This window comes from Methylophilus sp. YYY-1, assembly GCF_029132825.1.
GTDB classification, from domain to species: domain Bacteria; phylum Pseudomonadota; class Gammaproteobacteria; order Burkholderiales; family Methylophilaceae; genus Methylophilus; species Methylophilus glucosoxydans.
The window spans coordinates 132,575-145,728 of the sequence record NZ_WOVG01000001.1 but is presented as its reverse complement, the minus strand read 5'-3'; the positions used below and the strand labels follow the sequence as shown (position 1 = coordinate 145,728).

The following is a 13,154-nucleotide window of genomic DNA, read 5'->3' as shown; positions in this document are numbered from 1 at the left end:
GCATATGATTTTACATAAAAATACGACGGAAAAATACCATGGAACGCGGATATTGGATTCGAAGTAAGCCGGTCTATTCAACCTTGGTCTGGCAACAACAGGCAAACGCACATATTGTGCTGGTTGAAGGCAGTGCCGGGGGCCTGGCGGCAATGAAGTTATTCCAGCAAATGCATCCAGAGCACCCTACCAAAGTACTCTATGCGAGAAACCCCGTTGTGCAACAGGATATCAGCATTCCCTTAAGCAAGGTCGTGCCGGATGCGCTGTTGATGTTTGAAACGACAGAGGAGTCTCTCGTTGCATTTGAGGCCCATTTATCCAGTGCATGCATGGGCTTACGCATCTACGTGGCAGGCTCTGAGCGCTTTATCTGGCAGGTGGCTCAAATGGCTGACAAGTATGGCATTGATGACAGTGACATCATCAAAGAGCTCGTTGGCACCTTAGCTCGGCCTATCTATTGCGTGCATTGCAAGACCATCTCTTATGAAGCGCATACCAATATCAAAAAATGTGATGGCTGCGGCAAACAACTGTTTGTCAGAGACCACTTTTCTAGACGCCTTGGTGCTTATATGGGGCTGATGGTGGACGCTGAAGACCCTGGGCAGATTCCAAGCATTGAGGAGATTTATCCTTGAGTACATTTAAAGTTGTTGTTTCAAATATTCAGCAAATCACTCCGTTGATTAAGCAGTTCTCCTTTATCAGGGAGGATGGCGCAAGTTTCCCTCCATTTTCAGGGGGGAGTCATGTGGTGGTTGCGATGAACATCAATGGCCGACTCCATCGCAACCCTTACTCACTGATGGGCTCTCCGCAGGCGCCTGATGCTTATCACATTGCCGTGCGCCTACAAGAGCACTCACGAGGCGGCTCGGCTTACCTCCATCACGAGGTCAAGATTGGCTCTCAATTAGAAATCACGTATCCAAACAACTTATTCGCGCTGGATAAAAGAGCTCGTAAACATCTACTCGTCGCTGGTGGCATTGGCATCACCCCATTCATGTCGCAGATTGAAGATTTAATCAAGACCAAAGCCAATTACGAATTGCATTACGCCTATCGCTCTCAGGATCACGCGGCATTCACCTCTGCCCTGAAAGAAAAATGCGCTGAAAGAGTCCATGTGTATGTCGAGAGCGAAGGACTCAGCATTGATCTCAAAGCGCTATTAAGCAAACAACCCCTTGGCACCCACGTCTATGTGTGTGGACCGAATGCAATGGTGGTTGCTTTAATTGAAACGGCGCGATCACTGGGTTGGCCAGAAAATCATATCCATAGCGAACAATTTTTAGCGCCCCCTTCAGGTGAACCATTCAAAGTGAAATTGGCAAAATCTAACATTGAAGTTCATGTCCCCGCAGAAATGAGTATGTTGGAAGCCATTGAAGCGGCAGGGGTGGATGCGCCCTACTCTTGCCGTGGCGGCGCATGTGGCCGCTGTGAGCTGGAAGTCATCCGTGCTGATGGCGTGCTGGTGCATCAAGATCACTATTTATCAGAGGCAGACAAGGCGGCTGGCAAAAAGATTATGCCTTGCGTCTCGCGCGCAAAATGCCACTCCTTAGAAATTAATCTTTAACAGGAAACGCTATGAGCTTAGCTTTTAAAAAAGAAACCTTTCGCGATGACTATACCTACCAAAACTCACCCGAGGCCATTAAGCGGTTTCCATTTCCGTTTGCAGAAGACACCTACATGTATTCAGTGAATATTGAGCCCCACACCAAGGGGCCAGTTGGCGCTGTGACTGAATTTGCCTTTGATATTGATGAGCACTACGTCGCTGAATGCGAGGATAAAGCCAAAACCTTAGCGCTAGATGCGGGAAGGTACCAGGCCTTGCCTCACATGGCGGAGGCGCAATGGGATTTTCTAGAGCTGACGATGGAAAGTTTATCGAACGACTATCCTGAGCTATTTTCGCTCAAAAAAGACGGCCTATTGTGGACCTGGGAAAATAAACCGCTTGGGATTAAAAACACGTTTACATTTGGCGATAGCACCTCATTTGACATGGATCCAATGGAGTATATGGGGAGACAGGTGCAAGGTGACTTTGTGCTATTGGATCAACGCAACGGTACCTTGTACGCCGATGCTGGCTTTATCACCAGCCAAGCAGATTGGTCGTTGGCCTTTGATGTGGGCATGGCGTGGCATGAGTGGCACGGCCCTGTCCCGCAAGTGACGAAACTCGGTGTGATGGACCGTGCTTTAAAATTCCTCATGGCCTTGCAATTGGGTGCACCCGTACGGCGTTTAAATTGGACCATGACGATTAACCCAAGGCTAGACACGTCGCCCGAAAACTATCCCTTATGGGGCGGCGACCGTAATAAAGTTACCATCGACAATGTGGGCGAGCTGGTACATTTACGTGTTGAGTTGCAAAGCCTATTCAGATTGCCACGCAGCAATGCCATACTGTTCAGTATCCGCTGCTATTTAATCAATATGAATGAGTTGACCACTTCCGCTCGCTGGGCAAAACGTTTTCATCGGGTGCTGAAGTCGTTACATCCGGATTTAGTGGAGTACAAAGGCTTAACCAAGTTTAAAGATTTAACGGTGGAATGGCTGTCTAAAAAAGATGATGGCACAGAAGTGGCATTAGGGACGCACCCATAACGCTGGATACCCTCTTCACATGAAATACTTTTGTAAGCTCTGTATGGCCTGCGACCCATCCTCTTGAGCCACGTCGGTAATGAAGCCTTCAAGTGCTAACAACTCTCCAGCACTTGAAAATACCCCTTTACCCTGCTCTAGTACCCATTTAACCGCGCCAGAACGCGTATAAATACGATAAAGTAATTGGAATTTTTGTTGATGCCTGATTTTCTCTTGCACATGATCCCAGGCGATATTGCGGTCCTCAGGATGAATAATCTGGGCATAGGAAAAGTTGGGGTTGCCTATCATTTCATACGGCTCGTAACCGGTAATATCAACCGCGCCTTCACTGACAAATTCAAAACTCCAGTTTTTATCATTTTTACAACGATAAATCATGCCAGGGGTATTGTTGATGAGCGCATTAAGCAGATGACGATGACTTCTTTTGGTAGACTCCGTGAGCTTCATTTGGCTGATATCGGTCAGGGTACCGATGATGCTGGATCGTTCGCCTTTGTATGCGGTGGTGTTTTTAGCACGCAACTCCACCCAATGAGAATCGCCATTTCTGGCAATCAGACGAAACTCGACAACGGTCTTATTGCGCTTTCCTTGAATGAGAGAAGTGATTCTCGCCTCAGCCAACGGTTTATCTTCTGGATGCACAAAAGTAAGTAAGGTTTTATTGAGACATTCTTGTACTTTGTAACCTAACATTGATTCCCAAGAATGGTTTAAGTATATGATTTCTTGATTCACTTTAAGATAAAACACAATTTGTTCTATGTGATTGATGAGTTGCTCATGTATTGAGTTTTCAGGCTCACTGGATTCCACCATCTTTTGTGAAAGGCTTGAAGAGAATTGGAGTAAATTGACCACAGATCGACTGTCTTCTTGTATGGGTGAAATGGAGACGTGTGTCGGTAAAATGCTGCCATCCAGGCAGAGCATACGAATGCGTAAGTGATTTTTTTTATCTTGGGTTGCCGTTGTCTTTGCAAATAGAGAAGCCAGCAGCTGATGGTCGCCAGGATGAATAATATTGGTCAACGGCATCCCGACCACTTGCTCCTGCATGCTTAACATGCCAATTTCCATCAGAAATGCTTTGTTCGCAAACTTAACAATGTAGCCATCAATGACTGCGGCTGGTGTAGAAAGATTGCTAGACACATCGTTAGCCCAAGTCACGCTATGATCCATCGATGGCTTGGGATGACGCGTATAATGTTTACGAAAGATGGGATAGATTGCAATCAACAACAATGAAGACAATGCGGTGGTTGCAGCGATCATCAATGCAGATAAATGCGTGTTAAATGAGGCGCCAGATACCCACCATGCGTTAAAGACGATAAAAAAAATGACACTCAATATTAGTGTGCTAAAAACAAACAAACTCATCTAAGCGCCTTTCGCGGGAAATTTCAATTCCGGAGTCATCCTTGAGCATTCAATTTGCAAGCCTGATCAAAAGCATCAAAGATCTGACAATACACACATTGTATGCAAAGCTTATCATATTAATTTTTTGTATTACTTCCAGTTTGATACTCATGCAGGCTGGCTCTCTCTTTTTGCTCGACTACACTGCTAATAATCAAAAAGTCATTCAAGACATCACCAAAGAGCAGATGTTCTGGCAACATTTTTCAGACACCGCCATCGGAGAAGCGCCCGAGAAATTGACCGAAGCAATCCTTAAGGCCGATCCCCATTTACGCTTTGATCTCGGCAAGATGGTGGCACAGATTAACAACCATGATGCCACTCAAGTCAATCAACTGTTGCAGAAACTCAGAGAAGCAAGAGAAAAAATCAGTGACAGCCACTTTCAACAAGCGTCCATCACCTCGCAACGACTCACGGTTCAGACCTTAATCTCAAGCTATGAGCAATTGGTCGCGCTATTGTTGCAAGAGGTCGAGGCAAAGCAATCAGTGATTTCACTGCTGCAGCTGCTGAGCATTTATTTAGCCATCAGTTGCTTGATCACCATCGCGTTTAGAGCGAGAAAGCTCCTGGTTCATCGTCTGGATACGCTAGTCAGTTTTGCTGGCCAAGACGCGCAAAATGAACAGCGCGAGCAGGATGAAGATGAGTTTGTCAAAATTGAACGCCTGGTTTACGAAACCTCGGCAAGACTAGAAGGGTTTAAAGCAGAAAACGAATGGTTCAATCAAAATAGCAGTGAACGCCTGCGTCGATTAATTAGATCACAAGACTTTCTGCATGAATTTGTAGAATCTATCAACAACACTTTATTAAGCGAAACAGTCTTACGCAAAAGTTTATTCTCGCTGGAAAAGGCCTTAAACATTTTAAATGTCTCTCTCATTTTTACCGAAAATGACTTGGGCATTTCAACAGAGCGCGTTTTATTTTCTAATCACAAACCAGAAAAACTCAGTGACGCCATTTTAGAAGAGCTCACCACAACCAATCTGGTGAGATTCTGTAGCAATGACAATTCGCCACATGGCAATGGCTTTCAATGCATTGCAGTTGGCTTCGTCACTCCCACGGGAGCATTGGGCGTGTTACAAGTCGAGGCGGATCTTGAGCATGTGTTTGATGAAACAGAAACGCAATTGATCGAACTGACGGCCCATTTACTTTCTATGGTGATGGGTTTCCAAGGACGGGAGCAAGAGGGTCGGCGTCTGGCATTGTTAGAAGAGCGTGCGGCCATTGCCCGTGAATTGCACGACTCTTTGGCGCAATCATTGTCGTTCATGAAAATTCAAATTTCGCGGCTGCAAAGTGCAAGCAACAACCAATTAGAGACAAATGAATTTCGCGGCATTGTCAACGAATTGCGCGATGGCTTGAATACGGCTTATCGTGAGCTACGCGAGTTATTGGCAACCTTCCGCGTACATATGGATGTGCGGGGATTAAACTCGGCAATTCAAACTGCCATTGATGAGTTTAGCCAACGCTCCAACCTATCCATTTCTCTGGATAATCGTCTGATAAACTGTCGCTTGACTGTCAATGAAGAGTTTCATATTTTACATGTATTGCGTGAGGCACTCTCCAACGTAGTGCGCCATGCAAACGCAAGTAGAGTGGAAATCTCACTTAATTTTCAAAGCAGTGGAACCATCATTGTCATCGTTGATGATGATGGTATTGGCTACACCGCCACTGAAGCGTCTGGCCATTATGGACAGAGCATCATGCAAGAGCGGGCAGAAAGCCTGGGGGGAAATGTTGCGGTTCTCAGACGCAAACAAGGGGGCACGCGAGTGCGCTTGATTTTCACGCCACAGTTGCCTCAATCATAGAAAGACATTTAAAAATGATGCAGACCCAATACAAAGTGTTCTTGATCGATGATCATGCCCTCTTCCGCAAAGGGGTTGGGCAAATCATAGATGCAGACCCTGCATTCAAAATGATCGGTGAAGCCGCCTCAGGGCAAGAGGGTTTGGATACTGCCATTGGCTTTAAACCAGACATTGTGTTGATAGACCTCAACATGAAAGGAATGAATGGCATAGAGACCTTACGCCAATTTAAAGCGTTAGATCTCACTGCCAAATATGTGGTGCTGACGGTGTCAGATGCTGAAGACGATTTATTAGAGGCCTTGCGCGCAGGTGCTGATGGCTACTTGTTAAAAGACATGGAGCCAGAAGACCTCTGTGCCAACTTAAAAAAAGTCGCTAATGGCATGACGATTATTCAAGACACACTCACTGAAGTGCTTAGAACAGCCCTGTTAGAGCCGAAACCTCAACGTAAAGATGAGCAGGCTTCGCTCACTGAGCGTGAAAGAGAAATATTGCAATGTCTCAGTGACGGGCTCAATAACAAAACCATTGCCCGCAAACTTGGCATTAGCGACACCACCGTGAAAGTGCATATCAAACATTTACTGAGCAAACTTAAACTAAGTAGCCGCTTAGAAGCCGCAGTCTGGGCACACAATCAAAAATAAGGTCTACTAGCGCAGACCTCGTGCCTTTTTAACGCTCGGCAAAAAGGTCTTTCACATCGTGCGTAGGCGCAAAGTTACGCATACGCACCTATCAACACGTTCTAACGCTCCCCTTCCAACGCTCCTTTGAAATCTTCACCAGCTACCCCTTAAGGAGTAATCCGTAGTGAGAATTTAGTAAACAGCTGCAAATCATCAAAATAGATTCCATTGTGGATGTATTGACTTAATCCCATGTGCAGTTGATATCTGATTGTCATTGAACGTTGATCTTCTTATTAGCCTTTCTTGAAATCAGTAGATAGGTGAAAAAAAGAAGGCTTTTAGGGAAGGGAAAATAAGGTGAGTATAAATTCTTCGATTGATATATCTCAAGCCGGCTTCGCAGGTGGTGCTGAAAGCAAACACACGCTGCATCGCAAGATTGGTTGGCAAGGTGCCTTTTGGGTTGCTAGTGGCGTGCCAGCGCTTGTATTGTTTTCTATGGGCGCCATTTCGGCAACGGTAGGCAAACCAGCTTGGTTGGTATGGGCCATTTCTATCACATTTGGTTTTATTCAAGCATTTACGTATGCAGAAATTGCAGGCTTGTTTCCACATAAGTCTGGCGGTGCTTCGGTATATGGCGCGGTTGCATGGGTAAGATATAGCAAGTTTATCGCGCCAGTGTCAGTGTGGTGTAACTGGTTCGCATGGTCTCCAGTATTGGCTATCGGTTCTGGATTGGCTGCAGGCTACATTTTGAGTGCCTTATTTTCCCCAGATGCCGCCATCAACACCTGGCAAATTACTCTCATGGATTTGAGTAGCATTAAAGCTGGCTTAAGCTTAAGAATTAACGCAACGTTTATTCTCGGGGCTGCCGTTTTACTCACAGTGTTTTCGATACAGCACGGTGGTATTTTACGTTCTGCCAAAGCAACCATGATCCTGGGTGTCACCGCTTTAATTCCACTCATGCTGATAGGCTTGGTGCCTATCCTCACCGGCGACATGCCTATGGCGAATTTCTTTCCCTTGGCGCCTTTAAGTTATGACACAGCCGGGAATGTGATTGATGGTATTTGGAATATTGAAGGCTGGAAATTAATGGCGGCTGGCTTGTTTATTGCTGCCTGGTCAACGTATGCCTTTGAAACCGCCGTCTGTTACACACGAGAATTCAAGAACCCTAAAACAGATACTTTTAAGGCCATTTTCTACTCAGGTCTGCTGTGTATTGCGGTGTACACACTAGTGCCCATCGCTTTTCAGGCGCATTTAGGCTTAGGCCATTTGGTGACGCCAGCGGTGACAGATGCCGCAGGTAACGTAACGACTGGCGCGGTATACGATGGGATGTTGGCACCAGACATTTACAGTGGCATGGGCGTTGCCGGAGTGTTGTCGAGTATGTTGGGCGGCTCCAAGATGATTGTGACAGTATTGGTAATCATGCTGGTTTTGGCGCTTTTGCTCTCGATCATGACCTCCATGGCCGGTTCTTCTCGTACGCTTTATCAAGCCTCTGTCGATGGCTGGCTGCCCAAATACTTGTCTCAAGTCAATGAGCATGGCGCGCCTACCAAAGCGATGTGGACAGATTTGTGTTTCAACCTGCTGTTATTGCTGATGTCAGACTATGTGTTTGTATTGGCTGCATCCAATGTTGGTTACATCATTTTTAACTTCCTCAATCTGAATTCCGGCTGGATACACCGCATGGACAGACCGAACTGGGACCGCCCATACAAAGCACCTACTATCCTACTGCTTTTAGGCGCGTTGCTCGGTTTTGTTAACCTGGGATTGATGGGATTAGGCGCTGACGTCTGGGGGGTAGGCACCCTCAATGCCGGACTGTTTTTTGCAACCTTGATTGTGCCGGTTTTTATTTACAGACACTTCATCCAGGATAAAGGTGTATTTCCATCAGCCATGCTAGAAGATATGCAACTAGACAATGCAAAGGATGGCGTCATGAACCGCGCTGGCGTGCTCCCTTACATAGCGTTGCTGGTGGGCGTCTTCATTGTCTTCTGGCTGCATAGCATTTAGTTCAAATTGGAACGCGTGGCCTAACCAAGGGTGAGCAAGTTTGATTGCTCACCCTTTTTTAATCCTTGCTCTGGGTGAGCTCAACTTTTTGAAGGTGTCACTTGAAGACAACTTTACTTCTTAAGTAGTACATCCTAAAGAGAGTGTTGAACAAATCTTTAATTTTATAGTATTCGGAATCATCAATTTAATGGGAGAAAAGTCATCATGTCTAGAAACTCAATACTCAATATTCGACACCGGGAATTAGGGTCAAATTTAGATGGCGACACATGGAATGATATGCCTATTCCTTGGAGCTATCACACGGATGTCCATGATGAAGTGGTCGCGGTGAGGAGTCGTGCCGGCTTATACGACGTGTCTGGCTTAAACATCATCAATGTGGATGGCCCAGATGCAGAAAAGGTCCTTGATAGGCTGGTGGCTAAGGACATCACCAAACTCGAACCCGGCCACAGTGTCCTGGCTGCAGAAACGGATGAATCCGGTGCAATTTGTGATGACATCATGATTATCAGAGACAGTACAAACAGCTTTCGGCTCTCCCACGGCTCAGGCAAAACACCGGAAAACTTAAAAATGCTCTCGGCTGGCAAAGACGTGACCATCGCGCCCGATCTTGATGCGCATATTTTATCTTTACAAGGCCCTAGGTCCTTAGCGATATTAGCGCCGCATGTCATCGACTTTGACCTGGCAAGCTTGGATTATTTTAAGCACAAGCGCACCAGCCTATTTGGTAAAAATGTCGTCATTGCACGTGGCGGCTATTCAGGGGAGCGTGGATACGAAGTCTATTGTAAAGGGCAAGATGCCATTGAAATATGGGATAAGATTTTAGAGGTTGGCAAGCCTTTGGGCGCGATTCCAGCCTCCTGGAACTCACTAGAGTTAACGCGCATTGAAGCAGCGCTCTTGTTTTTTCCATTCGAAATGCCTGAAGGTGATACCACGCCATGGGAGATCAACATGGGCTGGGGGGTGGACCTGGATAAAAAGGGAGACTACATCGGCAAAGCGGCTGTATTGGCGTCCAAAGGCAAAGAGCGGGTGAAACAAGCTGGTTTAATCTGCAAATCATCAACGAGTGTTGAGGCAGGCGCAAAAATAGTCAAAGATGGGGTAGAGATCGGTGTCGTCACCAGCGCCTCCTTTAGCAATTATTTAATGCAGTCTTTAGCCATGGTGCATTTAAAGCCAGAATACACAGCGATTGGAACGGCTGTTGAAGTGGTGTGCAGCCATCAAAAAGTGTCCGCCTATGTGGCCCCTACCCCTTTTTATGATCCCATGAGACTAAGAACGCACGCTTGATGACGATAGTGCATGCAATATCAGGCTGGCGATGTTGCATGCGCATCTAACGATGATGAGATCGTAAAAATACGTATTGCGTAAGTAGCAGGCGCCTATGAATGGGATGCCTGCTTTTTTTACACACAGAATTGCAACATTGTTGCAATTAAATCCCTCACCCTTTAAAATGCAACAAAATTGCATTTTAAAGTTCAAGCATGTTATTCCCCAGTTTAATGCTGGCTTGTACCGCAGGTGGTGTGGTTTCGGTACTGATCGCTGGCTGGTTATCTAATACCCTGTTCGCCAATCATGCGCGACGCATGGTGGCATTTGCCGTGGGTATATTGCTCGGGTTTGCTTTTACTGATTTATTACCGGAAGCCTTGAATCAAGGCATCAACCTGACCAACGCGGGCTGGATGCTGGTAGCCGGGATGTTGTTATTTTTCATTATGGAGAAGCTGGCATTATGGCGGCATTTCCATCATGCGGATGCTGCACCTGTTGCTACTCAAGCGGTAGAACAGCAGTCCGGCGGCCAAGTGGCCATTATTCTGTTAGGCGATGGTATCCATAATTTTGTCGATGGCATCTTGCTGGCAGCCAGTTTTCTGACAGATATCAAGTTGGGCTGGGTGACAGCGTTTGCGATTGTCGCGCATGAGATTCCGCAAGAGATTTCAGATTTTATGGTGTTGATCAATGCTGGCTTGAGTAAACGCAGTGCGCTCCTGCTTAATATGCTTTCGGGTTCAGCCATGATTGTCGGTGGTTTGGTTGGCTGGTTGAGTTTTACGCATATTGTCCCGCTGATTCCGTACGCCTTGTTACTGGCCGCCGCCAGCTTTATCTACATCGCCCTGGCAGACTTAGTGCCAACGCTGCAAACGCAATACCGCCCAGAGGATTTACTGGTGCAATGCCTGTTGATTGCTTGTGGTCTCGGCGTGGCCTGGATTTCACCGTTTATTCAGCAACAGATCATTACACTTTGGGGAACCGCATGACGCAAGCCACACCTAGAATACCCGTCACGATTTTGACCGGCTTTTTAGGGGCAGGTAAAACCACCCTGCTTAACCGCATTCTGCAAGAGCGACATGGCCAGCGCATTGCCGTGATTGAAAATGAGTTTGGCGAGACCGGCATAGACGGCGAGCTGTTGATTCAGGGTGACGAGCAAATCGTGGAGATGAATAACGGTTGCATATGCTGCACCGTGCGTGGCGACCTGGTGCGTATTCTGGGCGATCTGGCGCAAAAACGTGCAGCACAGGAAATTAGCTTTGACCGCGTGATGATCGAAACCACGGGCCTGGCCGACCCGGCACCGGTCGCACAAACTTTTTTTGTTGAAGATGACATTTATGCCAATTATCACCTGGATGCCATTATCACGGTGGTGGATGCGGTGCATGCCATGCAACAACTGGATGCGCACCACGAGGCACAAGAACAAGTCGGGTTTGCTGACCGTATTCTGATGTCAAAAACGGATCTGGTCACACCAGAAGCAGTGACCGCCCTCTCGGCAAGGCTGCGCAACATTAACTCCAGGGCCACCATTCACAGCGTGCACTTTGGCCAAACCGACCTCAGGCAGATTCTGGATATTGATGGTTTTTCACTGGATGCCATCCTCGAAATCGAACCAGACTTTTTGCGTGATGTGAGTCATGCGCATGACGACGACGTCACTTCGTTTGTGTTTAGTAGCGAGCGGCCGTTTGATCTGCAAAAACTGGAAATCTTTCTCGAAACCATCATCCATGATTACGGCCCGCAGCTACTGCGTTACAAAGGCATTGTGCATGCCTACAACGATCCACAACGCATTGTTTTTCAAGGCGTACACATGCTCATGAGTGGTGACCATACCACGCAATGGCAGCCTGATGAACGCAAAGTGTCTACGCTGGTATTCATCGGTACCGACCTCCCTAAAGAATTTTTTATGCAAGGACTCAATTTATGTCTGGTTTAAGCGCGTCTCACCTCAAAAAACTCCCTGTCACCGTACTCTCCGGCTTTTTGGGCGCGGGGAAAACCACGCTGTTGAATCATGTACTCAATAACCGCGAAGGCAAGCGTGTCGCGGTGATCGTCAACGACATGTCTGAAGTCAATATCGATGCCCAGCTGGTACGCGACGGCGGGGCCGAGCTATCACGTCAGGAAGAAAAACTGGTGGAAATGAGCAATGGCTGCATCTGCTGCACCTTGCGAGAAGACCTGCTGGTCGAGATCACCCGCCTGGCCAAGGAAAACCGTTTTGATTACCTGCTGATTGAAACTACCGGTATCTCAGAGCCCTTGCCGATTGCTGAAACCTTCACCTTTGCCGATGAGGAAGGCGTATCCCTAGCCGATGTGGCACAACTCGATACCATGGTCACGGTGGTGGATGGCTACAACTTTCTCAAGGACTATAGCTCGCAAGAAAGTCTGACCGACAGAGGTGAGTCTCTGGGCGAGGAAGATGAACGCACCGTGGTTGACCTGCTGGTAGACCAGATTGAATTTTGCGACTTGCTGGTGTTGAACAAAACCGATTTGATGACGCTGGAGGAAATCGCCCGGCTGGAAGGCATTCTCAAAACACTTAACCCGCGTGCAGACATCCTGCACAGCAGCTTTGGCAAGGTGCCACTGGACCGCATCATGCACACCGGCCTGTTTGACTTTGACCAGGCCGCAGAAGCGCCTGGCTGGTTGCAGGAGCTGCGTGGCGAACATGTGCCAGAAACCGAGGAATACGGTATTTCTAGCTTTGTTTACCGTTCACGCACCCCGTTTCATCCGCAACGCTTGTGGCAATGGCTGAATAGCGAATGGCCAGGCGTGATCCGCTCCAAAGGCCGCTACTGGATCGCCTCGCGTCCCGAGTTTTGTGCCATGTGGTCGCAAGCGGGTGCGGTGACGCGCACCGAACTGGCGGGCATCTGGTGGGCGGCAACGCCGGCCAAGTATTGGCCGCAGGATACAGACAGCCTGCAACATATCCGTTCACGCATGCAAGCGCCTTATGGTGATCGTCAACAAGAGTTAGTCATTATTGGCATGGAGATGGATAAAGCGGCGCTAACGGCAAAATTTGATGCCTGCCTGCTCACAGAAAGCGAGCTGGCATTGGGCATGGACGCCTGGCGCAAGTTTGACGACCCATTTCCCCGCTGGGCGGTAGAAGAAACCGTTGAAACCAACAACGATATGCAGATATTGGAAAGTGTCTAGC

11 protein-coding genes are annotated in these 13,154 nt (G+C 47.5%); 10 read left to right on the top strand and 1 reads right to left on the bottom strand.

Going from position 1 to position 13,154, the window contains the following annotated elements:
* The first annotated feature begins 38 nt into the window (after window positions 1-38).
* The 3 genes from GOC95_RS00650 to GOC95_RS00640 are packed head-to-tail and all read left to right on the top strand — an operon-like array spanning window position 39 to window position 2,643.
* The gene (locus GOC95_RS00650) at window positions 39-644 is read left to right on the top strand and encodes a dimethylamine monooxygenase subunit DmmA family protein (protein WP_275355000.1); all 606 of its coding nucleotides are present in this window, start codon (window positions 39-41) and stop codon (window positions 642-644) included.
* Window positions 641-1,594 (top strand): PDR/VanB family oxidoreductase, encoded by a 954-nt coding sequence (locus GOC95_RS00645; protein ID WP_275354998.1) that lies wholly within the window; start codon window positions 641-643, stop codon window positions 1,592-1,594. Before GOC95_RS00650 ends, GOC95_RS00645 begins: the two co-directional genes overlap by 4 nt.
* An 11-nt stretch (window positions 1,595-1,605) precedes the next feature.
* On the top strand, window positions 1,606-2,643 hold the full coding sequence (locus tag GOC95_RS00640) for a DUF3445 domain-containing protein (protein ID WP_275354997.1): 1,038 nt from the start codon (window positions 1,606-1,608) through the stop codon (window positions 2,641-2,643).
* A 15-nt stretch (window positions 2,644-2,658) separates the two neighbouring features.
* Here GOC95_RS00640 and GOC95_RS00635 read toward each other — a convergent pair whose 3' ends face one another.
* Window positions 2,659-4,038 (bottom strand): PAS domain-containing protein, encoded by a 1,380-nt coding sequence (locus GOC95_RS00635; RefSeq protein ID WP_275354996.1) that lies wholly within the window; start codon window positions 4,036-4,038, stop codon window positions 2,659-2,661.
* A 41-nt stretch (window positions 4,039-4,079) separates the two neighbouring features.
* Here GOC95_RS00635 and GOC95_RS00630 point away from each other — a divergent pair, with 41 nt between their 5' ends.
* The 7 genes from GOC95_RS00630 (at window position 4,080) to zigA (ending at window position 13,153) form a co-directional block, all read left to right on the top strand.
* Window positions 4,080-5,924, top strand: coding sequence for a histidine kinase (locus GOC95_RS00630; RefSeq protein WP_275354994.1), 1,845 nt, complete (start codon window positions 4,080-4,082; stop codon window positions 5,922-5,924).
* 17 nt (window positions 5,925-5,941) lie between these two features.
* On the top strand, window positions 5,942-6,580 hold the full coding sequence (gene narL / locus GOC95_RS00625; RefSeq protein WP_275356367.1) for a two-component system response regulator NarL: 639 nt from the start codon (window positions 5,942-5,944) through the stop codon (window positions 6,578-6,580).
* Window positions 6,581-6,928: 348 nt separating this feature from the next.
* Window positions 6,929-8,617, top strand: a complete 1,689-nt coding sequence (locus GOC95_RS00620) for an APC family permease (RefSeq protein ID WP_275356366.1) — start codon at window positions 6,929-6,931, stop codon at window positions 8,615-8,617.
* A 207-nt stretch (window positions 8,618-8,824) separates the two neighbouring features.
* Window positions 8,825-9,934: an aminomethyltransferase family protein gene (locus GOC95_RS00615; RefSeq protein ID WP_275354993.1), complete on the top strand. Its 1,110-nt coding sequence runs from the start codon at window positions 8,825-8,827 to the stop codon at window positions 9,932-9,934.
* Between the two features lie 200 nt (window positions 9,935-10,134).
* Window positions 10,135-10,926 carry a ZIP family metal transporter gene (locus tag GOC95_RS00610; protein WP_275354991.1) on the top strand — a complete coding sequence of 264 codons (792 nt, stop codon included), beginning with the start codon at window positions 10,135-10,137 and terminating at the stop codon, window positions 10,924-10,926.
* Window positions 10,923-11,903 carry a GTP-binding protein gene (locus GOC95_RS00605; RefSeq protein ID WP_275354989.1) on the top strand — a complete coding sequence of 327 codons (981 nt, stop codon included), beginning with the start codon at window positions 10,923-10,925 and terminating at the stop codon, window positions 11,901-11,903. Before GOC95_RS00610 ends, GOC95_RS00605 begins: the two co-directional genes overlap by 4 nt.
* Complete coding sequence (gene zigA / locus GOC95_RS00600) at window positions 11,891-13,153, top strand: zinc metallochaperone GTPase ZigA (RefSeq protein WP_275354987.1); 1,263 nt, start codon at window positions 11,891-11,893, stop codon at window positions 13,151-13,153. Before GOC95_RS00605 ends, zigA begins: the two co-directional genes overlap by 13 nt.
* The last annotated feature ends 1 nt before the right edge of the window (window position 13,154 follow it).